The following is a 24,441-nucleotide window of genomic DNA, read 5'->3' as shown; positions in this document are numbered from 1 at the left end:
ACCTGATTGATGTCTGTTTCAACAGGATTTCATTATAATTCCTAACTAAATACTTGAAGGTTATTATGGGTAAAGAGAAGAAAACAGATAACCAATTTGATATGTCACTCTTAAACTTTGAAGTTGTGACCAGAATCCCAAAGGAGAAACTCATTCATATTATTTCCAGTTTTTATCAGAATCTAGGTTACACTCTGATAAATCTAAGATTGCAAAATCCAATCAAGGAAGAAGATTATGATTTCATTAGATATGAACCGGACTTTAAAGTTGATGCTAAGTATTCAATAGATGAAATCCATGTTGATACATACGAAACAAAAAATAGGCGAAAGTTTGACAAAATAAAATTTCGATTTGAAAGTTTACCGCCACAGAAGACAATAATAAAAGTAAATTTTGAAATCTTTGTTCTTCCAATATGGTTCATGCTTTATCTTCTAATTGCTCTTTTAGTTGGATTATATTTCACCCATATTTCATATGACAACTATCCTTATACAGCAAAATATATAGGAGCTTTAGCTTTTGTTTTAATACTGATTCCCGGGATAATCATTGTTGAACTATTCAGAATGCCTAAACTAAAAAAGCTAAAAAAACATCCCGATTTTATGAGATATAAGTATGAATTCGAGGAGCATATTAGACTAAAAGAAAGGGAACTGTTCCCTGAAAGTTAATTGACTGGTGCTTTTTGAATTGAAGAGTGTACTCATGCATCAGTTAACCATAAAAAGCTCCTGAACATTCTTACTAACTGATGGAACGTGTGATAATTCATGTGGACATGGACTACTTCTATGCTGCAATAGAAGAGCGGGAAGACCCGACACTCAAAGGAAAAGCTGTTGTTGTCTGCATGTATTCCAACCGTGGAGAATCAGGCGGAGCTGTGAGCACTTCCAATTACATTGCAAGAGATGCCGGAATACGTTCAGCCATGCCATGCAAGCTTGCGAAATCCAAAAAGCCTGATGCTGTTTTTCTTCCGGTTCGCAAAGCTTTCTATGAAGAGGTTTCTGCAAACGTGATGGAAATCCTCAGATCCAATGCGGACAGCGAGGAAGCCTTTGAAAAGATAAGTATTGATGAGGCTTTTCTGGATATCACTGAATCCTGTAATGGTGATTATGATATTGCAAAGGAAATTGGTCTGAGGATCAAGGAAGAAGTGAAATCACAGGAAACAATAACCTGCTCAGTTGGCATCGGTCCAAACAAACTCATTGCCAAAATGGCATCGTCTTTCCGCAAACCTGACGGAATAACTGTTATAAAGCCGGAAGAAACAGAGGATTTTCTTAAACCGATGCCGGTGAAGAAATTATGGGGAATCGGCAAGGTAACTGAGGATAAACTTTCTGAAATGGGGATTACAACTGTTGAAGAACTGGCTGCTTTTGATGTTATGGAACTTATTTCCGTTTTTGGGAAGAACAAAGGCATGTGGCTCAAAAATGCTGCATCGGGTCAGGATGACAGTCCTGTTAAGGAGAGAACTGCAAGCGACCAGATAGGCAGGATGGCATCACTGAAAAATGATAGCAGAAATGAAAATATGATATTATCTTTACTGGATGAGCTTATGGATGATGTTATCGGCAAGGTCAAAAAAAGGAAAGTATCGTTCCGTTCTGTAACAGTAACCGTTATATTCTCAAATTTCAAAACTTCAACAAAAAGTAAGACCTTCAACCACGCTGTAAGTGAACGTGAAATTCTGGCTGGAAATGCTGTGGAACTGATGAAACAGTTCCTTGAAGAAAGCACTATTAACTTCAGGCGTATCGGAGTGAGAGTTGGCAACCTGCAGGAAAGTACGGGACAAAAAAGCCTTTTTGATTTCTGAGGATTACAATGGCTGTATATGAGGATAAATATTCAGATAATAAACCGGGTGAAAACAACTGGAGAAGCCGGCTCTATGAAGTGATATTCGAAGCGGACACTCCTGCCGGAAAGAATTTTGATATAATCCTGATAGTAAGCATCCTTATGAGTGTGCTGGTTGTCATGCTGGACAGCGTGAAATCATTCAGGCTTGCACACGGTGACCTGCTCTATAATATAGAGTGGTTCTTCCATACTTTTTACAATTGAATATATCCTTCGGATGCTTTGTGTCAAAAGCAAGATAAGGTATGCAAGCAGCCTTTTTGGAATTGTTGACCTGCTGGCCATCATGCCTACATACCTGAGTCTTTTCCTTCCGGGAAGCCAGTTTTTGCTTGTTATCAGGATACTCAGGGTGCTGAGAATATTCCGTATTCTCAAACTTGTTAAATTCCTCAATGAAGCAGAAATGCTGATTAGCGCATTAAAAGCAAGCAGCAGAAAAATCACTGTTTTCCTGTTCACAGTACTGACACTTGTTGTTATCCTGGGTTCACTCATGTATCTTATTGAGGGAGAAGAGAACGGTTTTACCAGCATACCCATGAGCATCCACTGGGCAATCGTGACACTTACAACGGTAGGTTATGGTGATATTGTTCCAAAAACACCGCTTGGAATTGCACTTTCCTCGGTTGTTATGATTATTGGTTACAGCATAATTGCTGTTCCTACGGGTATTGTCACAGCAGAGATCAGTTTTGCTTCCATTGAAGACAGGGAAAAGAAAAGACCTAAGAATGTATGCAATAATTGTGGCAATGATAAAAACGATATCGACGCACGCTTTTGTAAGCATTGCGGAACGAAATTATAAGAGAAATATCATATCTTGATTTGTAGTAAATATATGAGATTGGATATATTATGACGTTATAAAATTATTGATTCTCTGCATATAGATTTTACTCATATTTTTTTAGAAGTATACAAATAATGATTCAATATATCACGCTCATACTCATCATCATATAAGCAAATCCCGGATACATATAAATAGCAGAATTCAAGACAGTTTTCATTCTGATTCGGTCTTATAGCATTATGCTAATGATATAATGTTCCAGTAATAAGTTACCTGCACCTGAATCACAATAATTGGAAGTATCCGGGGGATTCACATTTCAATCTGTGACGTGAAAAACGATGAGCTGAACAACAGTCAACTCAATTTATTGAAAAAAACCCTGTCATCAGTACAGGATCTCATAGTTGTAATAGACCGGGATATGCGGATTGTAATTAGCAACTGGAAGAATTGTGATTCTATAGCTGCTAATGAAAAAATGGGTCATCCATTATGTTACAGTTGTCTCATGAAGCAGACAAAACCCTGTGAATCATGCTGTTTGCTTGAGGTTTTTGCTACCGGAAAATGCTGCAAATTCGAGATTGAAGATCCTCTTGACAACAAACCAAAACTCATTGAGCTTTCACCTCTTTTTGATGATAATGGCAATGTCTCAATGGTAGTGCGACATGCAAAAGACATCAGTGAATGCAAATCCATTGAAAGCACCCTGAAAATGAGAGAAAAACAACAGGCTGTTGTTGCAAAACTGGGACAGGAAGGACTTGCAGGTGCAGAACTTGATAATCTCATGCAGGAATCTGTCAGACTTGTTACAGACACTCTTAATGTGGAATATTGCAGAATCATGAAAAAAGAAGGCGATAATACTGTCATGGTTGCAGGTGTTGGATGGGAAGAAGAAAACAACACCAAAACTGAGAGTGAAGACAGCAAGAATGACATTGTCTGCTACACCTTGTACTCTGACTGTGAGGAAAAATCAGCTATACAGGGCGACATTTCACAGGATAAATACAACTATACAAGCAACTATACAAGCGGATTATCATTACTGAAAGAGAACGGTATTGTCAGTGGTATGGATGTTACCATCGGAAGTCGGGAAGACCCTTACGGTGTCATGAACGTACACACCACGCAGAGAAGGGTGTTCACTAAAGATGATATGCACTTCATGCAATCTGTGGCCAATGTACTTGCAGATGCTCTCAGCAGGAAAGAGGCTGAAGAGAATCTTAAAAAGTATGCAAAACGTCTTGAGGATGCAAATCACCTGAAAGTGCTTTTCACAGATATATTAACACACGACCTTCTCAACCCTGCAAATATAATTCGCGGCTTTACTGAGGAACTGATAATCATCGAAGATGAGAATAGCAAACAGAACCTGCTGGATAAGATTCACAAGAACAATGAAAGAATGATCTACATGATAGAATCTGCTTCAAAGTTCATTAAACTGGAATCTGTAGATGATATCAAATATGAAGAGCAGGACTTTTTGCCCATTCTTGAAAAAGTTGTCAGGAACCTTAGTTCTGAAATGAATAAAAAGGATATCCATTTTGATATGAAAGCAATGGGACCTTATCCCTCATTTATTAACCCTATCATGGAGGAAGTATTCCTCAACCTGCTTTCCAATGCTATCAAGTTCACTCCTCCGAATGGAAGAATATCAATTGCTATATCCGATGCAATGGATAAATGGAAAATACAGGTTACTGATACCGGCTCAGGGATAAATAACGACGACAAGGACATGATATTCGAGCGTTTCAGACGTGCAGACAAGGGAAGCATAAAGGGAAGCGGACTTGGTCTTGCAATTGCAAAAAGAATAGTGGAACTTCACGGTGGAGAAATTGGAGTTGAAAACAATCCTATAGGCCATGGAAGTGTTTTCTGGTTCACAATCAGAAAAGCTTCTTTCTTCTGATTATGAGAACTCTGAAACTCCAGTAAATTGATTTTCATTGGTGTTTTGTTGATTATTACTTTTTTCTCTTTTTACTGAGTTCAATATCTACTTTTACCTTTCTTATTGCAAGGTCGGTTGAAAGTCCTCTCAGCATCCACCTGAGTGCTGAAGCCTGCTGACCTGAATTGTTGGGAAATTCCTTTTTGGAAATGGCTGAAGCTTTTGAACCTGCTTCCTTCTGCAAAGTCTCAAGTTTCTTCCTTGAAAATGAGTCGAATCCTCCGACCTTAAGCTGTGCAAAGGACTTGAAACCAGGTGATGGAGAAGTATTAAACTCATTGATCTGAAGTCTCAGTTTTGAAGAAACAGAAGATGAGTTCACATCTGCAACGAACTTCCTGTTCTCAGGTTTTACAGAACTGGCTTTAGGTTCTGTTTTTGAATCCGATTTTGACACTTTGTTGCGTCTGGATTTAGGCAATGCAAGCCTGTCAGCAATACTATTCTGCTCTCTGGGAACCCATGTGAATTTGACCTTGAGATTATGTTTTTTGATTATGGAATCCGTTTCTTCTTTAATCTTTGCAAGGTTCTCGTTATTGACTTTCCATTTTCCTGACATCTGACTGATGACAAGTTTGCTGTCACCGTGGACGTGGAGAGGGCCTTTGCCTCCGAGTTTCAGGTAATTATTTATGCCTTCCTTCAGGGCTGTGTACTCGGCAACGTTATTGGTATTGGATTTTGAAGGTTTCTTTTCCTTGCTCCCTTCTGTTGGTTTTTTGTCACTGCTCCAGTTAATTATCCATCCGAATCCCATTATGCCTCCTGGGTTCGGGTCGCATGAGCCGTCAAAATTCAGTGTGTCCATATTTAGTTTTCAAGGTTGGTCATTGCTTTTGTATCTGCCGGAAAACTGAATCTAATAAGAGAAAAAAGAGAAAAGGAAAGAAAAGGAATCATGTGCCCTTTACAGATTTCTTGAAACTCAATGCATCCTTTGGACAAATATCAATACATCTTCCGCATTTGATACAATCGGGATTATGTGTCATTTCCACAATATTCAGGTGCATAGGACATATCTTTTCACATTTGTGGCATTTGATACATTTATCCAGATCCATCTGAAGAGGATACTTGTTCACACCTACTATGCTTTGAAGTGTTCCCATGGGACAGAAAGTACACCATGTTCTTGGAGCTATCGTAACTCCCAGAATGATTGCAATAGAAGATGTTACAAGGCACATTATTACAAGTACCATACCAACCTGGTTCACAATTCCGTGGGTATTCATTAGCCTGTAACCCATAAAGACCATCATGAACATGAAGAGGGGAACTCTTATCCAGTAGCTTTTCAGGAATTTAGGTATCTTTCTTTTTTCTGAGACTTTGCCTACCCAGAAATCCATGAAGCTTCCCCTGGGGCAAAGGTTTCCGCAGAACCAGCGGCCTCTGAATGGTGCTATCAGAAAAATGGCACCAAATACCAGTAGCATGAAGTAACCAAGAAGCGGGAACCATAGTCCTGCTATTGAAACGATAATAACAAGCGGTCCCATATAGGGAGTTATCTTTAACATGATATCACCTATATAATTTGTTATAAGATTTATAGAAGATTAATCTTTACTAATAGTTTTATCTTTGAGAATAATAAATAAAAATACAAGGTCTTCCGAATTACTGCAATGGACGAAATGATTTCAATAAATATATATATAAATACAAATCAACAATATATAAGCTATGGATATTCTCATACCCGATATTGTTGATACAGCTCTCATAAGTGGTGTAATATCGCTTTTCCTGATTGCAGACATCCTGATAAAAAATTACATGAAGATCAATCTGAGAGATGTCGGAGCTGATCTTGCTATCGGTGCAGTGGTTATCCAGCTTGGATATATTTCCATTATACTTGTCAATCAGCAGATGGATATTTTTAGAAATAATGTTATTCTTGCTGTCTGTTTCGGACTTTTGTGGGCAGCCTGCCTCTGGCTTGCAAGCAAGAGAGATGCTCTGACAGATATGTTCTCTTACACCATCGGAACCTTTATCCTGGCAGCATCCATCATGCATTTCCTTGGAACTTTCAAACCAATGGGAATGATTATGCTGTTTGTATATTCTCTTATTCTCTCAGTCTTGGCTTTCCTTTTAGCTGATTATCTCAGAACTGAAGTCGTGAAAAAGAACTTTGAGGAACTGACCAGAGACCTGCAGATATATGATATGAATGAAAGTTACAGGAAACTGGAAGCAGGGAAAGAGAATATTGATCCTCTTCAACCTGTTATCGACACAATACGAGGAGCGGTCAGGAATGATGATGACTTCACCGCAATCGTGGGTGTAAAAACAATTCCTAAGCTAGCCTCAAAAGTTCTCAGTTCCAGTGGAAAAAAGAACCTCATTATAAAATATATCAATATACACCTGTATCAGCTTGCCATCCTTGCAAGGCAAGAAAAGAACAGGTTCGTATTGATGGAAGTTATCGATGCCTTCGGTTCCATTGGAAAAGAATGCTCACAGGCCGGTATAGAAACTTTTAGTTTACAGACTCTGGACAAGATGACTGGTTTCTTCGAATTGCACAGGGAAAGAAATCATTTCCCTCCATTAGACAAACTCACACTCATCAAACGTTCAAAGGGCATCAAGGAAATAATTGGCATTTTCAGGAATAAAATGGTGTCAAACCCACTTCATAAACTTGCAATTGCCACTGGAGATATCGGAGTTGCATCAGCTAAAAAAGACATGCTGGACAGTACTGAAAAATCAGTTGTCCTGCTTAAGAAAATAGCACTTGACGCAGCAGTTAACAGGGATACTGCAACCCTGAACAATATACGGGAAGTCCTGCTTGAACTTGCAAGAACAGTTGACAATAAGAACCAGAGACACCTGAAGAAGCTCATAATATATTCCTTAAGAGACATCGGAATTAAGACTGTTCAGGAATCTCCTGAGAGAGAAAGACATGATTGCCTCGATAAAGTGATTGAGGCACTTGAAGAAGTCGGACAGATATTCGGAGAGGAATCTCTTGCTGATGTTACAGCTGCACTTAAAGACATTGGAGTTGTTGCCGCAAGGAAACATTCGGATGAAAAGGTCTCAAGGATCATTCCTGTTATGGAACATTTCTGTACTGTTGCGGCATCAGATAATCAGCCTGATAACGTCTCTCTTGCTGTCAATGCAATTGTCGAAGTATGCGAAATCTCAATAAAGGAGCAGATGGTCACATCTACTGCCAGTTCGTCAAAGAGTCTTGCAAACCTTTCAAACATCGAATCTATTTCTGTTATTGTCAGTGAAGCTATTTTTGAGATCGGTAAGTATCAGACCGTTGACAGGGAAATGTTTGCCCTTTTTGATAAGACATACCGCAAGTCAGGCGGAAGGTAGTCTTCTTTTCGAAGAGTATATGTATTGTAATTGTGTTGTATTACTGCTATAGTTAGTGCAACATGTGAATGTTGCCGGCTTAATTTTAACTTAAAACAAGGGATTATTATGGAAATCAATGGAGTAGAAATCGAAGATACTTTTGCAGAAGCGTTCCCAATCAAGATCTCAAGAGTACTTATCACCGCAGCAACAAAACGCTGGGCAGAGATAGCTGCACTTGAAGCAACAGGATTCGGTACCTCTGTTATTATGTGCCCTGCAGAAGCAGGTATTGAAAAGTTCGTAGGTCCTGATGAGACTCCTGACGGAAGACCTGGTGTATACGTCCAGTTCTGCACCTTCGGATACGAATCACTTGAACACCAGTTACTTGAGCGCCTTGGCCAGTGTGTACTTACAGCACCAACAACAGCTGTTTTCAACGGTATGCCAGATGCTGAGAAGCAGTTCAACGTAGGTTTCAAACTCAAATTCTTCGGTGACGGAATGGAATCCGAAACTGAGGTAGCAGGTCGCAAGATGTTCAGCATCCCAATCATGGAGGGTGACTTCCTTGTAGAAGAAAACATCGGCGCTGTAGCAGGCATTGCAGGCGGTAACTTCTTTATCTTCGGTGACAGCCAGATGACAGCACTCACAGCAGCAGAGGTTGCAGTAGACGCTATCAAGGACCTTGACGGTACAATCACTCCATTCCCAGGCGGAATTGTTGCAAGTGGTTCCAAGGCTGGTTTTAACAACTACAAGTTCATGAAGGCAACTGCAAACGAGAAGTTCTGCCCATCCATCAGAGATAAAGTCGAAGGAACTGAGATTCCAGAAGGCGTAAAAGCAGTTTACGAGCTTGTCATCAACGGTGTTGACGAGGATTCAATCCAGAAAGCAATGAAGGCCGGTGTTGAAGCAGCCTGCGCAGTTCCTGGTGTCGTAAAGATCACCGCAGGAAACTACGGCGGTAAACTCGGTAAGTACCAGTTCCACCTGAAAGACCTTTGCTAAAAAGGCTCTTTCATTTTTCATATTTTTTGTATTTTAGTCATGTTGGCTTTTTTCTCAAAAACAGCAAACCAGCTAAGAAAGAGACCAAATAATAGAATACAGATGATATGCAAAATGCCGAATATTTGATTCTCAGGAATGTATGTCTTTGAAAAATGATTTACTAAGAAGTTAATGGTAATTGATGCAGTCATAACTATCGAAAGTGCAATGGGTATTCTCATTACTTTTCTTCTGATGTCCGACATTGAGAGGACGAGTAGTATAGATGATATTGAGTAAAATATTGATATAAAAGCCAATCCTATTTTTGAGTCAAAGAAAGGCAAGCTGATAGTGTCTGAAATGAATGAGATCTCATAGAAAAGGCCCATATAGAGATAGTCTCTAAGATACGTTAGCAAGAATATTGATAGTAAGAAGGGAATTGCCAAAAACCATCTATTTGAGTTTCGTTTTACATCGTTCATAAATAACAGTGTCCCTATAACTGGAAGGATTAAGGAGAGTATATAGAAGAGGACGAGTGCGACGTGGTTCGTTATATCAATGGGGATGTTTATTTTGAGTGTAAATGGAATTAATACATGTGCAATTATACCTAAGACCCACATTGATAAGTAACTAAATGAGATCAATAACAAAGGGATGTTTGTTCTATTAACTATTGATTTGAATGTCAATTCTATTTCTCCAGAAGTGAGATTTTTACGTAACTTTATGGTTCCTTATTGAAAGTTAAAAAAGAGATTAAAGGATTATATCAATGGATATCTTCCTTCTCCTGTTATAAGTTCACCTGATACCTGACTCCATCCGTTCTGAGGACCAGTCAGAGTGGTCATTATTGATTCCCTGAAACTATTTGATCTCCAGCCACTAGTGAACCATTCATTTAAACCATCTGAGGTTATGTATATCTGGACTTTGGCATCATCCGGTGCGTCATATTGAGCATATATCATGCTATCGAAGTCATATAATTTCACATTTGGTTTATTATAAAGTTCAACCATAGATGCTGCTTTTTCTTCATTTTCTACAACGTTGAATTTTGGCATCAGGACTTCGGAAGTACCTACAGGGTTTTTGGTATCAATAGTATCATTGATTATCGCTCCTGCGGATAGGTAAATGTTTTCGTGGGGGTTAGGTGTTTCTTCTGAATAGGTGTCTGATTCTATGAAAGTTATTTCCATTTCACCGTGAGAATCTGGAACAGGTACATCAATAGGTTCTGAATAAAATATTGGTGTAACCTTGTCTATGCTCATAGCCAGCATTGCTCCATATTCTGTGTATATTATGGAACAATTCCATGAAGGGTAATCATCTGAACAACGTTCCATAAGGTTTGGACTAATGGATGATGTATTATTTTTAGCAGGGATAGGTATGTAAAGAGTTACATTACTTATCTTTGAGTCTGAAGTGAGTATAAGGTCGTAATTATAGCTCTTTATATCATAATCACTGTCAGTGTTACTATTATCACCAAATAATGTTGGCGAGAAAATCAATGAAATGATTATGAGTAGATATAATCCAATTTTGTATAGTTGCTTCATTTTTATTTTCCTGTATAGCTGTTGAAATAGTTTTATTTGTCATCGCAAGTCGATATCATCTGAGAGTCCTCCAAGCAATTCCCACTTCACTTCTCCATAATAAGGATGAGGATACGGCAGCTCTCTTCTCAATTTAACTTCAACATTATACGCATATGTCTTTCCAGATTCCAGATCAATTGTACATTCATAATGATTAGAACCCAAGTACTCTAAAATTACTTGTTCTTCATGTATCAACTCTGTATCTTCATCTGAATATGAACCATCAGCTGGCGTGGAAACACTTACCTGAACAAAGACCGGCAGGTTATCAATCATGTCACCAGTATTGTTTGTATGAAGGTAAGCATCCTTATTTTGATAGTTCAAGTTCATTGAAATTGTTACTCTTGAATGTGTTTCGTTTATGGAACTTGAATTGGCATCTAAATTCTCAACATAAACATTGTTTGCAGGCAAACTGGACTCGAATGGGAAATACCATACAAGAAGCAAAATAACTGATATTATGATCAATATAACCAAACCAAAAAGTCCCTTCTTCAACCAGGATAAACCGAAATGAAAAGCAATTATAGTTAGTATTATCAGAGTGATGATTACAATGAGGATATCCTGTAATGGACTAAGTTTTATATTTTCAGCACGGTTGTCTGCAAATGAATTATCCTCAATGGTATTTTTATCGTCTGGAAATCGATGGTAAATAGCATATTCTTCATTTGACCGGAACTTATTATCTTTAATAATATTGTTGTCAGTGCTTTCGATGGTTATCCCGTTCAGATTGCTGTAGAAACTATTTCGCTCGAATATGTTGTTTGAACTCAAGGAAATTAAGCGTATTCCTGAGTCCTTATTTTCTGAAAAATAATTATCTGTTACTGAATTTGAGTTTGAATGCCATACATGGAGACCATATTGCTTGTTCTCATTGAGATTGTTGCCAAAGACTGTGTTTTCATCAGATGATGTCAATGCCAGGCCGATATTATTGAGAATCAGTTCATTCTCGGTAATTGTGCAGAATGAGGATTTCCTGAGGGCTATTCCATACATCTGGTTATTACTGACGTTATTACCTTCAATGGTAATCTGATCAGATTCATCCACATAAAAACCACGTTTGTTATTCTGAACATTGTTATTTCCCAGAATATTCAGTGTAGAATCAAAAAGATAAATCCCATGTTCAGTATTTGAAAGAACAGTATTAGATTGAATCTTATTAACTGAAGAGGACTCGATGTAAACACCGTTCTGCGTGTTAGAAATCATGTTGTTACTTACATCGCAACTCTTTGCATTCTCGATGAATATACCCGCAACAGAAGGATTGGAACTATCTCCTGTAATAGTCAGTCCAGTTATCTTAACATTATCTGATGTTATACGAATTATTGGAGCAGATGAGTTATTAGAAGTAATAACAACATCTTCAGGGTCAAGCGAAAAAGAGCTTATGCTTAAAGGTTTGTCCACCGTGAGAGTTTCAGAATATGTTCCACTGTAAATGATTATAGAATCATCCTTTTGAGCCTGATCTATCGCATCCTGTATGGAACTGAAAGAAAGATTTGTGTTGCTGTTGTCACCTACTGTTATTGTAGTTGCAGAGACACAACCAACAGTAAGGAAAAGAAAGAGCATTAATGTGATTATTCTAAGATTCACGGTCTTTGTCCTTTAAACTCAGATAATATCAGAAAATTTGTTTAACTTTGTACTAATTTTTTAGCAAACTATATATTTTTTATGGCCAATGCATCCAATCAATCTATTTGCCAGTCCTGACTTTACCCTGCTGAAAACATTAGTTGGATTGTATGACCATAATCAATAAATAAATTGCATGTAATTTTTATTTAATTTATGAACTTATTTAAGAATATAGTAATTTTTGTAAAAAATATGGAGTAATTAAATGACAGAAAACCGAGGAAGATACCTGGCAATAATTGGTGGAATTTTAGGCATCTGCATAAGTTTAGGCTTCTTCGGCATAGTTAAAGGAATAATACATACCAATGGTATTGGTATAGCCTTTGTTTATGGTGTGACACCAGTACTGGGAATATCTGACCCAGGCACAGTGCTGGCAATCTATACATTTTCATCAACAGTACTTGCAGTTATTGGAATCATAGCAGCTTACAGATTATCGGAAAATGTTCGTAATTCTGCACTCATCATAATTGCATCGGGTGTAGTTGGATTCATATTCATGGGATTTTTATGGATTCCAGCAGGATTTTTGCTTGTACTTGGCGGGATACTATTAATGAGAGATATGAAGGTTGTTACCTCAGCTTAGCATTATACAAATTGAGAACTGCTTGAGAAAAAGAAGTGGTACTATGCCAATTGAGAAAAAAAACTCGATGAAAATAAGAAAAATTCATATGTTTCGATAGCAAAAGCACTTGGATTGTTGATTGTTGTATTTTTCCTGCTCTTTGCAGCCTTCTTTATGTGGAGTGCTTACAACCACATGTACTCAAAAGAAATTGATGCCAGACTACTGGATACTGTCCCTGATGAGTTTGTCATAGTTACGGAAGAAGAACTAAATGACTATCCAGCACTCAAAGAAGCAATAGATACACAGAGTTATGTAAAAGCAAATCCTCATGAATGGAGCAAAACAATAGATTTTCTTGACGAAAAGGGTTCTCATGTAATCAAATTCAGGGACGAATACTATCAAATCATGTTTGCAACTGCATAGGGATGATTTTAAATGGATTCTATAGCTCAATTCATCTCAGAATTTGGAAAGAAGATGCCTTTTGAATCTATTCTTTTTTTCACATATCATATATGGCTTTTTATAATGATACTATCAGCAATCCTGATTATAGGAACAGGTATTCATTCCGGTCTGGAAGTATCCCTGGTACTTGTTACACTGGGTTTGTTCTTATTGTATATCGTTCCGATAGTTGCAATTATACAGAATATTGTACGGAGTAGAAACGATCTCAAAAAAGTCCTGTACTGCATGCCTTTACTGATCGTGGGTATAATCCATACTTTAACAGCTTTTGCTGTACAAATCAGAATTGTGATGTATGTAAGAGAAACTGACCCTTTTACCTACACATTGTTAATCCCTGTTCAGAGATTGGTCGAACTTGTGGCAAATCCCTTAATTGAATGGATATTTAATATGAATTTCCCATACAACTTACTAATTCCAGATGTTTTCTATGTTGTAATTCTCCCTGCCAGCCTGTTGATCTACCTGTTGCCCTCAATAGATTATGATAGGGAGAAAATTACAAAAGAGATGAAACAAATTGCCCTGTTGCCATTGATCTGTGCCATTATCCCAGTTATTTTACAGACAATCCGACTCAAATTTGGTTTGATTGATGACATAATGATCAAGTTCTTCTGGACTGAGATTTTAATGAACATTGGAAAATTCTTGTTCCTTTTAGTTCCAATATTAGGTATACTATACATCAAGCACTACAACAAAGTGATGATAACAGATAGCTGATACGATGAATACGATAATCAAATTATAAATCTGAGATAAAATGAAACAGAATACCAATCTAAAGACCATTGCAGGAATATTCGTATTTTTAGCTGTGTTCTTGCTGGCCATCTTCTTTTCAGTGATATACCACCCCGGAGCAGGCCTTTATGTGTCGGCAAGGCAAGTCCAGGAAGAACCAAACAATTTTGTGGAATTTACTCAGAAGGAACTGGAAAACTATCCCTATATACTCAAAGCGGTGTCCTCTCCGGGGGACGATATTAAAGTTCCTTATGAGGATGAAGAGGTTATGGATAATCTGCATGAATTTGACTTGATTCTGTACAACAATGATACTGAGTTCATGAAAATTGGAGATAACTATTACCATATTAATATTGTGTGGGCAGATTGAAATGATGTTGTAGAGGGTGTTTAGGAATGAGCCTAAAAATCAGTAAGAATAGAATGTTGATATTATTCCCAATATTAATTGTTGCATGCATGGCCTTTGTATTCACAGTAACTTCGTACTCTGGAAACACCAATTACGAGCATCCTGAAGGATATATTCAAAACATTGATCCGGCATCTTACGAAGAAAGCAGCATTGATATTCCATCAATAATAACAAAATACGAATTAATCATAATAGATGCTGCAAAATTTAAACAAACCGCAGATACTGGAACAATGAATCTCAATCTTGCAGGTACAAGTTTCGTTTTAGAGATGGAACCCGGTATCTGGGTAAACGAAGACACAAAAGAATTATTCGATGATGAAAACGGAAACACCGTTGAAAGAGAAATGGAGCCAATATATCAATACAATGGAATAATCAGGGACCAAACAGAAACAAGTAAAGTCCTTTTTACCATGGACAATCAAACTGTTCTGGGAACAATTGATTCAACCAATGAACGATATGTGATCGAGCAAATCGGATGGGTAATGGACAACAATACTAAAAGAACAGTATACGTTGCCTATAAAGAATCCGACCTTAAATCTATAATCAGTTCATACCCTTCCGGAAAAGAACTCCCTCTGGAATTTTCAGTCTACAATAGTGATGAATATCCACATACAATCTCAGTTGAATTATTCGATTCTGCAGGAACACTAATATTCGCAAATACATATGCTTTAGGTCCTAATGAATATGTCATCTCACCCGAGATGGAAAACACTGATGATAATTACATCTATAAAGCAACCTTAGAAGACAATGTAACTGCCACGTATAATTTCATACCCGATGCCTATGACTATTCTGCAGCTAGTATAGACATCATTAATGACTCAGATAATGGAAAAGCATTCATAAACTTTGGCATGTCAATAGCTTGATTTGAAGATACTCCATCCTTTTTGGATGGAATTTCTCTTTTTCATGAAAAACTCATTTCAATCAATATCATCAGATAAAATCGAAACATGTGGATAGTACATTTTATAACGTCCATTCTTTTTGGAATCGATCAAATCATCCTTGTGAAGTTCTTTGATGTGCCAATGAACTGTACTTTTATCAATCTTGAGCAGGTTAGCAAGCTCCTTTCCTGTAATACCCGGTCTTTCAGTTATAATCTCGAGTATCCTTTTACGGTTCTCGTTCTTCCTGTGAAGATGAAGCACTTTTTGCTCTTCTGTTTTAGAAGAAGTGATATGAAAGAGACCTTTTAACTTGCCTTTTTTAAATTTCTGTATTCTATTATCAGAGGAAAGTCTTGAAAGATAGTACCTTAGAGTACCTCTCTTCAGGTCAAGATCCTGAGCAATCTCAGATTCCATACAACCAGGATTCTCTGCTATGTAAGAAGCAATTTCCTGCATTTTTGGATTAATACCTTTTGATAGTACTTTGCCGAGAAGAAGTGGAAGACATTTTAATAGTGTTACTGTGGAAAATACAGCTCCGCTTATGACAGATAGTTGTATCCACAAAGGTAATTCCCAGAAAGTGATTTGCTTGTCTGCACCGCTGTCATCAACTACATCACCTTCTTCAAGAGGTAAATGCCCCGGAGTGACAATATACTCGTGCTCATCACCACCGCCAAATGGGTGCAACAACGCAGAAGGATGGTATAGATAGAAAAATGGACTTTTTTTAACACGGTAACCATCATCACCATTTAAAGTGCAGACTGTTAATACCGTTCCAAAAATAATAATCAGGATTAAGCCTGCTCTAACCAATGAACCAATTCTCATAATCCTCTAAGTTTATCCAAAAATCACAGCTTAGTATATAGTGACCATCAACCAATCTCATCAAATATTGCTAGAATTTTTTTGTATAGCTTTCTAAGAAAATTTCTTACCGGAACATATTATTTATTCCTTATGGCCATATTGTCCAACTATCCAATAGATTCCTATTTACCGTATAGTATTTCTGAAATGGAAGGAATATCACACTGTTGACTTATGCCAGAAATGCAGGATTATCTAAAACCAACGGATATCATCGACTTCGATCACCCAGCCGTCATCAAAAAAGCAAAAGAACTTGCAGGTGACAGTCAAGACCCAGCAGAAATAACCAGATTCTGCTTCGAGTTCGTCAGGGACGAGATCAAACACAGCTATGACTACCGTATGAATCCTGTCACCCTGAAAGCATCCGAGGTTCTTGAGTATGAAACAGGCTACTGCTATGCCAAAAGTCATCTTCTTGCAGCACTTCTCAGGGCAAACTCAATTCCGGCAGGAATCTGTTACCAGCGTCTGAGCAGGGATGATAATGCAGAAGGTGGACCATTTTGTTTGCACGCCCTGAATGCAGTTTATCTAAAAGAGTCTGGATGGTACCGAATTGATGCAAGAGGAAATAAAGAAGGAGTGAATGCTCAGTTTAACCCACCTCATGAACAGCTTGCATATAATATAAGAATCGAAGGTGAAGCTGACCTGCCTGAAATATGGGCAGACCCGATTCTACCTGTAGTTGAAGTTCTTAGCAAATATAAGAGGTATGATGAGGTTTATGAGAACTTGCCGGATATTCCATTGATTAGCAAAAAATGAGAGTTACAGATAATTAAGGAGCAAAAGACATGCGTCCGAAAGAACTTATTCAAAAATGGGTTCAAACTTTCAATAATGCAGACTCATCCGGCCTTGCTGAAATGTACAGCGAGACAGCCGTGAACTATCAGGTTCCTGAGGAACCGGTGGAAGGAAAAGAAGCTATCGGGAAGATGTTCAAAGAAGAGTTTGCACGTGCTGAAATGGTCTGCATAGTTGAGAACATTTTTGAAGATGGCGAGTGGGCAATTCTGGAGTGGAAAGATCCTCTGGGACTTCGTGGATGTGGATTTTTCCATGTTATAAATGATAAGATCGTTTTTCAGAGAGGATACTGGGATAAGTTATCTTTTTTGAGACAGCATGGGCTTCCGATACCGGAAGAGTAGAGAGATTTTGTTATGTCTTTCTACTCAACAAAAGTCCTATAATGAGAATAATCAATATCATTGACATAAAACCTTTTAGTAAAGGTTCATTTAATGTATTTGTACTAGTCGTAAGTTCTAAGCTACCATCAATCGCTACATCCTCATCTACAGCTTCATCCGGAACCGGCATAGATTCAAATGAAAATAGAACCGGAACCTCCTCAACACCATTTTTAAGAGCCTCTTCATCAATGACACTGTAAATCTCAGCCATAAGACTCTCATTTACTTCAGAGCCTATGAGAAGATCAACTATTAAATATCCTTGAAAATTCAAACCATATCCTATTACAGGACCATCCGGATAAAAATATGGCATTATGTATTCACTTCTTCCCTTCACAATTGGTTCGAGTGAACTCAACCACTCTCTTTTTTCATCTTCTACAAAGAACTCACGTTCTCTTCCGTAAAGAAAACTCTCTGTCTCAGGGGATTGGTTTTCCATTATTTCCAGGGCTCTTCTTGCTTTGTTCCTTGCATACTCATTTTCATCATCCAGCAATTTAGTCAATGGTTCTATTGCATCTGGATTAGTTGTTCCTATTAGTGCTTCTGCTGCTCTATCTCTTACCTGGGGATTAGCATCTGATAATAATGGAATCAAATAATCTTCAGCAGGTTCACCAATCATTCTCAGATGATAAGCTGCTTCAACCCTGAGTTCTGTATAAAGCAACTGAACCAATACAGGAACCGCAGGTTCTCCTATTGGTTCAAGAGCAGCAATAGCATGTCCTACCGAATGACTATACTCCTTTTCTTTTAAAAACTCAGCTAGTGGTTCAACCGCTGGTTCACCAAAACTTCCAAGAGCAGTTTCAAGTGCCCGACCAAATTCCTCTTCTTCCTGTGTTTCTTCCCATTCCTGCTCTGAAAGAGCTGTAATCAAAGGCTCAATTGCAGTTTCATTACCTATTTTTCCAAGTACAAGAGCTGCATTTTCCCTGACGTCGTAATTTTCATCATTCAGAGCTGTAATCAAGGGCTCAACTGCAGGGTCACCAATATTAACTAAACTTTTAGCAGCATTTGATTTGATTGTAGTATTGGAATTACCAAGCTCCTGTATAAGCTGATCTATTGCTTCATCAGATACACTCTCATCACTTTGATTTTCACTGGCTTGAACTTGTGAAGTCACCAGAAACAATGCAAAAATAATAGTAAGGAAGATTCTTGCTTTCATATTAAAATCTTATACAATATTAGTCATAAAACTATAAAATTTTTATTCCTATATCCAATAAAATTATAGTTTCCAATTAAACAAAGCTATGATTAAATCCAGATTAAACATAATTTAATAGCAGAAACCATCTAGTGTGATTAAGAAATAATTATGGTCCAGATAGACAAACTCCGCAAGCTCCTGAAAAATACTCCTATTAACGCATTCATCGGCTGGACAATAATTCTGCTGCTGACACTGCTTGGAATAGGTAACTTCATCTACGGCAGGTTCATGTGGACAATACTGATTGCCTTTGTCATAGGCATAATAATAACACCCGCAATCAGGATGCACAAACTCTCAGTTATGCCATCATGGTATTTTATTTTCCTGGCCATTCTTCCAATAGTGGGGAGTTCAACTGCATGGTATTTCTTTTCCACCAGTATACCCTTTTATGTTTCAATAGCAACCATTGCATTGCTAATGGCGGCTGAGATCAACTGGTTCACCTCGGTCAAAATGACCTACAGGTTTGCAATACTGCTCGTTATCGCCACAACACTTGCAATATCAGGACTATGGCACCTTATTGAATGGCTGCTGGATATTTATTTTGGAACCAGCTACCTACCTGGCGGCTTTTCACCTGATGCCATCAATGATACTGTGATGTACCAGTTCATCTATGCCACAATAGCCGGGGTTGCAGCAGGAGCTTTGTTTGGATGGTATTTCAGATCAGCCAAAAATGGAGACCTTGTTGAAGTTCCAACTCATATCTCAGTGGAAACTGATGATTACGTCACACACAGACCACCTGCTCCTATACGCAGGCTTCTTGGTATTTCCGACAAAACACAGGTCCTGGCGGCCAGAATGATGCAGGGTGGACTGGTACTACTACTGCTGTTTGGTATTTTCAGAAAAGACCTGTCCACCACAGTGAACGCAACAACCGGACTTATGCTCACTTTTGTACCTCATGTAATCACACGCAAATACCACATCAAGCAGGATACAGGACTTGTACTGTGGCTCACATTGGCTATCTTCCTGCATACCATTGGGACCTTTGAATTCTACGACTATATAGACCACTGGGACCATATCACCCATGCACTTTCAGCCAGTGTGGTTGCTGCTGCAGGATACACTCTGATAAGAGCCATTGACATCTATGTTGATGAGATTTACATTCCTCCCAGGGTACTCTTCATTTTTATCCTCATTTTCGTATTTGCAATGGGAGTCGTATGGGAAATTATCGAGTTTTTGAGCGATGAACTTACATCAACACTGGGATTCGATGCCATACTTGCCCAGCATGGTATTGGCGATACAATGCTGGATCTCATGTTCGATCTTTTTGGAGCTATGCTTGCAGCAACCTGGGGAACAGCCTATCTTTCAAACATATCCTACAAGCTGGCAGCTAAATTTGATGAGATGGGAAGTTTGAAAAATACAAAGTAAAAACAAGAAACAAAAAAGAAATTAAAAGAATAAAAAGATAGGGTTAATTTGTTGATCAACTTGTTTTAACCCAGTCCAAGAGCTGCAAATCCAGCACTTATTCCATTGCTAATAAGTTCCTGAGGATCAATTCCTGTAACCTGAAGCATTACATAAACACCAAGGAAAGTACCGATCATACTTCCAAGGTTGGCAAGAGCTGCCACAAGAACAACACGGAAGAGATTGTTCTTCATCATATCCTCAGTTGTTTCGATCTCAACAAGCTCCTTGAAATTATCAGTTGTAGGAGGGCGATATTTTGCTTCGGTCAGACCTGCAAACCATCCTGCAGCCATCATCGGGTTAAGGGATGTGAGCCATGCCACCGAAAAAGCTGTCAGAACTGAGTACGGATGACCTCTTGCAAGTATTGCTCCGACGGCGCTAAGAACACCGTTTATGATGAACCACCAGGCAAATGCAAGTGCAAGTGTTTCCAGTGGAACTCCGGAAAGAATAAGCAATGCGAATGTTCCAAGAGCAATTGCAACCACCAGTACACCGAAAAGCTTCATGATGCTAAATTTCTTCTTTGGAGCTTCAACCCCATAGTTAATTCTGGGAATGGTCTTCGGGTTTTCAAGATAACGCTGGATACCTGTCCTGTGGCCAGCACCGACGACAGCTACAATCTTCTTGTTGCCACCCATTGCAGCTTTTACAAGATTGTTGGCCATGTACGCGTCTCTTTCATCAATAAGAACCTTGACAGCATTCGGAGATGTATCCCTGAACTCTTCCACAAGCATGGAAACCATATCCTGATTTGTGATAGAATCCATATCAATTTCGTCGGTACCTCCGATACCAAGAACAGCAGCAATAAGTCCACTAAGCATTTTCAGCTTCTCGATGAAACCCATCTTGCTCCAGAAACGCTGCAATGTTACCTGAATATTCCTGTCTATGAGAAGAACCTGTGCACCACTGGCTTCAGCAGCCTCGATGGCACTTATCATTTCAGCACCGGGCTGCACACCCATCTCGTCAGCAAATTTCTTCTGGATATGAGCCAACAGCATATGAACAAGATAAAAATAGACCTTACCTTCTTTGAGAAGCTCCTTTACCGGAATGTCAGTATTTTTAACATTACCTTTGATAGCTTCATACCTGGCATGGCAGAGTTCAACTGCAACTATGTCCGGTTTTTCACGCTCAATTGTAGCATTCACTTCCCTGACACTTTTTTCAGAGACGTGGGCTGTTCCCACAAGAATTATCTCGCTGGGCCTGTCGGCATTTTCAGGTTCACCTTCAGATGCAGGTTTTTTAGGAATATCATCTTTGATGACCTCTTTTATAATCTGGATCTCAGAAGGCCCTGAACTGGAAAACGATGAACTCCCTGGATATTCCTCGGAATACATATCATCATTTGTTGATGTGTAACTGTAATCCGAAGACTTTTCCTGGGAATCACTTAAATTATCATGTTTCAATGTAGATCCTCTTTAAGATTGTAGAACTACCTGGTCACTCGGTCAATAACATCAGCGATCTCATAAGATCAGTTCTTGAAAGGATGCCTTTTACAATATCGTCATCCATAACTAGAACCCGTCCTATATTATTGATCGTCATTACTTTGAATGCTTCTGCCGCACTGGCGCTTGATGGCAATGTTACAACATCCTTGGTCATAACATCGGACACAAGAACCGCATAGCGCTCATGTGGCATTACATTACGTATGTCTGTAAAGGTTACAATCCCTTTTAAAGAATTGCTTTTTATTACAGGATAACCCAGATGTTTGTTCTCAAACATAAAATGTGAGAGTTCCTCAACTGTCATCTCCGGTTCAACTGAGATTACATCCTTTGACATGATGTCGCCAACCTTGTATCTTTCAAGACTGACCGTAACAGTGGTTGACTTGTCTTCTTCTGAAGCACCTATATACACAAAAAAAGCTATCAAAAGCAGCCACAGATTTGAAACAACACCTATCAGAGCCATCATGAAAGCAAACATCTTTCCAACGGATGCAGCATAGTGAGTTGCCTTTATGTAACTCATCCTTTTTGCAAACATGGATCTTAGAATTCTTCCGCCATCCATAGGGAAAGCCGGAATTAGATTGAAAAGTGCCAGTATTATGTTTATGGTGGCCAGGATATTTACCATCAGGTACAACCATGTGGTACTGTAAGATGAAATTAAAGAAGATGTTGCAATATTTAGTCCCAGCAGACCAAAACCTATTATAAGACTTACAAGTGGTCCTGCAAATGCCATCTTGAATTCCTGGGAGGGCTCCCTTGGAATCTCTTCCATGGATGATACGCCACCAAGTAACATCAGTGTTATATCTTTAATCTCAACACCGTAACTTTTAGCTATGTAGGAGTGGCCAAGTTCGTGGAGCAATACACAGACAAATAGTAGTATGGTCGTTAAAAGTGAGAGACCATATGTTATCGCAGGCGAACCAATATCCGCAAAACCATAAGGCTGCGGGTTTGTTGCGAATACAAGCGCAAAAATGGGAAGAATGAACAGAAAAGTGATGTGCACTTTTATGGGTATTCCCATGATGCTCCCGATCTTATATGAAGAATTCATGACAGTAATTTAGATGCGTTAATATTTATTTTTAACTTATTTCTGAAAATGAGAATTTTTTTCTCTGGAATTTCTTCATGAGAATTCTCCTGAATCAATTGGTGAATACTTTCACCCCGCTTGGCTCAGGAGTATAAGTAACAAACACATACTAGAATTTAGAACAGGCAAGATGAACACACGCCTTACACGTTTCAAGGCCAGGTGCCATCAAGCCTCATCCCCTCAACTCTTATTTTTATTTTTTTTGTTTTGAGCTACTCGAGTGAATCAAGGACTTTTTTCAGGTCGGAAACAAAAGAGTCTATCATCTCAAAACTTACATGAGGCATGATAACAAGACGAAGTCCATGTGGATTTTGGGTTATTGAAACCTGCCAGTTAAATTCTTTTGCCAGCCTGCTTCTTACAATATCGCATTTTGGTATTTCCAGTGCAACTACATTCATAAGCGGCTCTATTAACGGATAAACATTAATCTCTGCGAGCTTGTCCAGAAGATAAGAGGTAAGTTCCATGCATCTTGAAACTGTTTTTCTGTAACCTTCCTTTCCCAGATGATTTATAACAGCATATGTCGCAGCAACTGCAGCTCCGCTTCTTGTTCCTGTTAATGTGTACTGTGTGGAAACAGTAAGATACGGAGTATCTGCTTTAAGGCTTTCAAGATGATGAAAATCACGGAAAAGAAGAATTCCGGCCGGAATTGTACTCAGGCCCATTTTGTGAGGGTCAATGGCTATAGAGGTTACTCCCGGCAATTTGAAATCAAACTCATAGGACTTTTTCAGGAAAGGTAGTACAAAACCTCCAAAAGCTGCATCAACATGCATAAAAATGTTTTTCTCAACAGCAATATCCGAGAGAGCTTTAATGGGATCTACCTGTCCGAATTCTGTAGAACCTGCAATTGCAACAAGACCGATTGTATTCTCATCTATAAGTGACTTTACAGATTCAACCGAGACTTTTAATTCATCATCAAGACTTGCTTTTCTGAGTTCAACATCAAGAATGTCTGAAACTTTATCAAACGAAAAATGAGCTGACTCCGGCACTACCAGATTTGGTCTTACGTATTTTTGGCCGCTTTTTAGTGATTTTTGGTACTTTTCACTCTGTAAAAAGAGGTTTCTCATTGAACGAATTGCCTGAATATTTGACTCAGTACCACCAGTTGTCATGTAACCAACTGCGTCAGCCTTGTGGAGAAGATCCCCAATTGAACTTAAGATCTCTTTTTCGAGATTATATGTTCCCCTGAAAAGACCAAAGTCACCCATATTTGATTCTATGAACTGCATATGTGCCTGAACTGCTATTCTGTGTGGATAGGTGCACATAGAACTCAACACACGTTCGTATTTCAGGTCCTGTCCTTTTGAATCGTTTAAGATGTTGCGTATTTTCTCTTCAGATAGGCCAGTTTCATTCATTTGCTATATGAATAAAAGAAGATGATTAAAACAGTTGTGTTGCAGAACAGGTTTGAAGAATAAATGAAAAGATTTTATTATGGTTTTAGTTTTTCTTTTCATTTGTTTAATGATATTATTTATTCTGTCAGACTAACCCCAATGTTTCAACTGGA

The 24,441-nt window shown here is 38.5% G+C and carries 24 protein-coding genes; 15 read left to right on the top strand and 9 right to left on the bottom strand.

The window, feature by feature from the left end:
- Window positions 1-65: 65 nt before the first annotated feature.
- From FKV42_RS01945 to FKV42_RS01930, 5 genes are all read left to right on the top strand, one after another.
- A complete protein-coding gene (locus FKV42_RS01945) occupies window positions 66-683 on the top strand; it encodes a hypothetical protein (RefSeq protein WP_154808542.1) in 618 nt (205 codons plus the stop codon).
- 80 nt (window positions 684-763) lie between these two features.
- The gene (gene dinB, locus FKV42_RS01940; protein WP_154808541.1) at window positions 764-1,852 is read left to right on the top strand and encodes a DNA polymerase IV; all 1,089 of its coding nucleotides are present in this window, start codon (window positions 764-766) and stop codon (window positions 1,850-1,852) included.
- A gap of 8 nt (window positions 1,853-1,860) precedes the next feature.
- Window positions 1,861-2,103, top strand: a complete 243-nt coding sequence (locus tag FKV42_RS14065) for a hypothetical protein (RefSeq protein WP_230375403.1) — start codon at window positions 1,861-1,863, stop codon at window positions 2,101-2,103.
- A 13-nt stretch (window positions 2,104-2,116) separates the two neighbouring features.
- Entirely contained in the window at window positions 2,117-2,713 is a 597-nt protein-coding gene (locus tag FKV42_RS01935; protein ID WP_230375400.1) for an ion transporter, read from the top strand.
- A 319-nt stretch (window positions 2,714-3,032) separates the two neighbouring features.
- Window positions 3,033-4,649: a GAF domain-containing sensor histidine kinase gene (locus FKV42_RS01930; protein WP_196214011.1), complete on the top strand. Its 1,617-nt coding sequence runs from the start codon at window positions 3,033-3,035 to the stop codon at window positions 4,647-4,649.
- A 55-nt stretch (window positions 4,650-4,704) separates the two neighbouring features.
- Here FKV42_RS01930 and FKV42_RS01925 read toward each other — a convergent pair whose 3' ends face one another.
- On the bottom strand, window positions 4,705-5,502 hold the full coding sequence (locus tag FKV42_RS01925) for a ribonuclease HI family protein (protein ID WP_154808539.1): 798 nt from the start codon (window positions 5,500-5,502) through the stop codon (window positions 4,705-4,707).
- Between the two features lie 88 nt (window positions 5,503-5,590).
- Window positions 5,591-6,220 (bottom strand): 4Fe-4S binding protein, encoded by a 630-nt coding sequence (locus FKV42_RS01920; RefSeq protein WP_196214010.1) that lies wholly within the window; start codon window positions 6,218-6,220, stop codon window positions 5,591-5,593.
- Window positions 6,221-6,386: 166 nt separating this feature from the next.
- Between FKV42_RS01920 and FKV42_RS01915 the strand changes: the two genes are divergently transcribed.
- Together FKV42_RS01915 and fhcD are read left to right on the top strand one after the other, a co-directional pair.
- The gene (locus FKV42_RS01915) at window positions 6,387-8,063 is read left to right on the top strand and encodes a hypothetical protein (protein ID WP_154808538.1); all 1,677 of its coding nucleotides are present in this window, start codon (window positions 6,387-6,389) and stop codon (window positions 8,061-8,063) included.
- 108 nt (window positions 8,064-8,171) lie between these two features.
- Complete coding sequence (gene fhcD / locus FKV42_RS01910; RefSeq protein ID WP_154808537.1) at window positions 8,172-9,065, top strand: formylmethanofuran--tetrahydromethanopterin N-formyltransferase; 894 nt, start codon at window positions 8,172-8,174, stop codon at window positions 9,063-9,065.
- A 758-nt stretch (window positions 9,066-9,823) separates the two neighbouring features.
- Here the strand turns inward: fhcD and FKV42_RS01900 are convergent.
- Both FKV42_RS01900 and FKV42_RS01895 read right to left on the bottom strand, forming a co-directional pair.
- Window positions 9,824-10,633, bottom strand: coding sequence for a hypothetical protein (locus FKV42_RS01900; RefSeq protein ID WP_154808535.1), 810 nt, complete (start codon window positions 10,631-10,633; stop codon window positions 9,824-9,826).
- A 39-nt stretch (window positions 10,634-10,672) separates the two neighbouring features.
- Window positions 10,673-12,310 (bottom strand): right-handed parallel beta-helix repeat-containing protein, encoded by a 1,638-nt coding sequence (locus FKV42_RS01895; protein WP_154808534.1) that lies wholly within the window; start codon window positions 12,308-12,310, stop codon window positions 10,673-10,675.
- 250 nt (window positions 12,311-12,560) lie between these two features.
- On the opposite strand from FKV42_RS01895, the gene FKV42_RS01890 reads away from it, so the two are divergent.
- From FKV42_RS01890 to FKV42_RS01870, 5 genes are all read left to right on the top strand, one after another.
- Entirely contained in the window at window positions 12,561-12,950 is a 390-nt protein-coding gene (locus tag FKV42_RS01890) for a hypothetical protein (protein ID WP_154808533.1), read from the top strand.
- A 114-nt stretch (window positions 12,951-13,064) separates the two neighbouring features.
- A complete protein-coding gene (locus FKV42_RS01885) occupies window positions 13,065-13,364 on the top strand; it encodes a hypothetical protein (RefSeq protein WP_154808532.1) in 300 nt (99 codons plus the stop codon).
- Between the two features lie 12 nt (window positions 13,365-13,376).
- The gene (locus tag FKV42_RS01880; RefSeq protein WP_154808531.1) at window positions 13,377-14,141 is read left to right on the top strand and encodes a hypothetical protein; all 765 of its coding nucleotides are present in this window, start codon (window positions 13,377-13,379) and stop codon (window positions 14,139-14,141) included.
- A gap of 40 nt (window positions 14,142-14,181) precedes the next feature.
- Window positions 14,182-14,538 (top strand): hypothetical protein, encoded by a 357-nt coding sequence (locus tag FKV42_RS01875; protein ID WP_154808530.1) that lies wholly within the window; start codon window positions 14,182-14,184, stop codon window positions 14,536-14,538.
- A gap of 26 nt (window positions 14,539-14,564) precedes the next feature.
- Window positions 14,565-15,476, top strand: a complete 912-nt coding sequence (locus tag FKV42_RS01870; RefSeq protein WP_154808529.1) for a hypothetical protein — start codon at window positions 14,565-14,567, stop codon at window positions 15,474-15,476.
- Window positions 15,477-15,533: 57 nt separating this feature from the next.
- Here FKV42_RS01870 and FKV42_RS01865 read toward each other — a convergent pair whose 3' ends face one another.
- Window positions 15,534-16,343 carry a winged helix-turn-helix transcriptional regulator gene (locus FKV42_RS01865; protein ID WP_154808528.1) on the bottom strand — a complete coding sequence of 270 codons (810 nt, stop codon included), beginning with the start codon at window positions 16,341-16,343 and terminating at the stop codon, window positions 15,534-15,536.
- A 216-nt stretch (window positions 16,344-16,559) separates the two neighbouring features.
- Between FKV42_RS01865 and FKV42_RS01860 the strand changes: the two genes are divergently transcribed.
- Together FKV42_RS01860 and FKV42_RS01855 are read left to right on the top strand one after the other, a co-directional pair.
- On the top strand, window positions 16,560-17,159 hold the full coding sequence (locus tag FKV42_RS01860; RefSeq protein ID WP_154808527.1) for a transglutaminase-like domain-containing protein: 600 nt from the start codon (window positions 16,560-16,562) through the stop codon (window positions 17,157-17,159).
- A 29-nt stretch (window positions 17,160-17,188) separates the two neighbouring features.
- Window positions 17,189-17,548, top strand: a complete 360-nt coding sequence (locus tag FKV42_RS01855; protein ID WP_154808526.1) for a nuclear transport factor 2 family protein — start codon at window positions 17,189-17,191, stop codon at window positions 17,546-17,548.
- A 10-nt stretch (window positions 17,549-17,558) separates the two neighbouring features.
- Here FKV42_RS01855 and FKV42_RS01850 read toward each other — a convergent pair whose 3' ends face one another.
- Entirely contained in the window at window positions 17,559-18,779 is a 1,221-nt protein-coding gene (locus FKV42_RS01850; RefSeq protein WP_154808525.1) for a HEAT repeat domain-containing protein, read from the bottom strand.
- A gap of 153 nt (window positions 18,780-18,932) precedes the next feature.
- Here FKV42_RS01850 and FKV42_RS01845 point away from each other — a divergent pair, with 153 nt between their 5' ends.
- On the top strand, window positions 18,933-20,240 hold the full coding sequence (locus FKV42_RS01845) for a hypothetical protein (RefSeq protein WP_154808524.1): 1,308 nt from the start codon (window positions 18,933-18,935) through the stop codon (window positions 20,238-20,240).
- A gap of 65 nt (window positions 20,241-20,305) precedes the next feature.
- On the opposite strand, the gene FKV42_RS01840 is transcribed toward FKV42_RS01845, so the two are convergent.
- The 3 genes from FKV42_RS01840 to mfnA all read right to left on the bottom strand — a co-directional run bounded on the left by FKV42_RS01840 (window position 20,306) and on the right by mfnA (window position 24,286).
- Window positions 20,306-21,652 (bottom strand): TraB/GumN family protein, encoded by a 1,347-nt coding sequence (locus FKV42_RS01840; RefSeq protein ID WP_154808620.1) that lies wholly within the window; start codon window positions 21,650-21,652, stop codon window positions 20,306-20,308.
- A gap of 106 nt (window positions 21,653-21,758) precedes the next feature.
- Window positions 21,759-22,850, bottom strand: coding sequence for a M50 family metallopeptidase (locus FKV42_RS01835; protein ID WP_154808523.1), 1,092 nt, complete (start codon window positions 22,848-22,850; stop codon window positions 21,759-21,761).
- 257 nt (window positions 22,851-23,107) lie between these two features.
- On the bottom strand, window positions 23,108-24,286 hold the full coding sequence (gene mfnA, locus FKV42_RS01830; RefSeq protein ID WP_154808522.1) for a tyrosine decarboxylase MfnA: 1,179 nt from the start codon (window positions 24,284-24,286) through the stop codon (window positions 23,108-23,110).
- Between the last annotated feature and the right edge of the window lie 155 nt (window positions 24,287-24,441).

Origin of the sequence: Methanolobus vulcani (genome assembly GCF_006546655.1) — an archaeon.
Taxonomy (GTDB): domain Archaea; phylum Halobacteriota; class Methanosarcinia; order Methanosarcinales; family Methanosarcinaceae; genus Methanolobus; species Methanolobus vulcani_A.
This window is presented reverse-complemented; position numbering and strand designations above follow the sequence as displayed.

Coding starts and splice junctions, on each gene's coding strand:
- FKV42_RS01945 (WP_154808542.1), top strand. CDS start 66: ATGGGTAAAGAGAAGAAAACAGATAACCAATTTGATATGTCACTCTTA.
- dinB (WP_154808541.1), top strand. CDS start 764: ATGGAACGTGTGATAATTCATGTGGACATGGACTACTTCTATGCTGCA.
- FKV42_RS14065 (WP_230375403.1), top strand. CDS start 1,861: ATGGCTGTATATGAGGATAAATATTCAGATAATAAACCGGGTGAAAAC.
- FKV42_RS01935 (WP_230375400.1), top strand. CDS start 2,117: ATGCTTTGTGTCAAAAGCAAGATAAGGTATGCAAGCAGCCTTTTTGGA.
- FKV42_RS01925 (WP_154808539.1), bottom strand. CDS start 5,502: ATGGACACACTGAATTTTGACGGCTCATGCGACCCGAACCCAGGAGGC.
- FKV42_RS01920 (WP_196214010.1), bottom strand. CDS start 6,220: ATGTTAAAGATAACTCCCTATATGGGACCGCTTGTTATTATCGTTTCA.
- FKV42_RS01915 (WP_154808538.1), top strand. CDS start 6,387: ATGGATATTCTCATACCCGATATTGTTGATACAGCTCTCATAAGTGGT.
- fhcD (WP_154808537.1), top strand. CDS start 8,172: ATGGAAATCAATGGAGTAGAAATCGAAGATACTTTTGCAGAAGCGTTC.
- FKV42_RS01900 (WP_154808535.1), bottom strand. CDS start 10,633: ATGAAGCAACTATACAAAATTGGATTATATCTACTCATAATCATTTCA.
- FKV42_RS01890 (WP_154808533.1), top strand. CDS start 12,561: ATGACAGAAAACCGAGGAAGATACCTGGCAATAATTGGTGGAATTTTA.
- FKV42_RS01880 (WP_154808531.1), top strand. CDS start 13,377: ATGGATTCTATAGCTCAATTCATCTCAGAATTTGGAAAGAAGATGCCT.
- FKV42_RS01875 (WP_154808530.1), top strand. CDS start 14,182: ATGAAACAGAATACCAATCTAAAGACCATTGCAGGAATATTCGTATTT.
- FKV42_RS01870 (WP_154808529.1), top strand. CDS start 14,565: ATGAGCCTAAAAATCAGTAAGAATAGAATGTTGATATTATTCCCAATA.
- FKV42_RS01865 (WP_154808528.1), bottom strand. CDS start 16,343: ATGAGAATTGGTTCATTGGTTAGAGCAGGCTTAATCCTGATTATTATT.
- FKV42_RS01860 (WP_154808527.1), top strand. CDS start 16,560: ATGCCAGAAATGCAGGATTATCTAAAACCAACGGATATCATCGACTTC.
- FKV42_RS01855 (WP_154808526.1), top strand. CDS start 17,189: ATGCGTCCGAAAGAACTTATTCAAAAATGGGTTCAAACTTTCAATAAT.
- FKV42_RS01850 (WP_154808525.1), bottom strand. CDS start 18,779: ATGAAAGCAAGAATCTTCCTTACTATTATTTTTGCATTGTTTCTGGTG.
- FKV42_RS01845 (WP_154808524.1), top strand. CDS start 18,933: ATGGTCCAGATAGACAAACTCCGCAAGCTCCTGAAAAATACTCCTATT.
- FKV42_RS01840 (WP_154808620.1), bottom strand. CDS start 21,652: ATGTATTCCGAGGAATATCCAGGGAGTTCATCGTTTTCCAGTTCAGGG.
- FKV42_RS01835 (WP_154808523.1), bottom strand. CDS start 22,850: ATGAATTCTTCATATAAGATCGGGAGCATCATGGGAATACCCATAAAA.
- mfnA (WP_154808522.1), bottom strand. CDS start 24,286: ATGAATGAAACTGGCCTATCTGAAGAGAAAATACGCAACATCTTAAAC.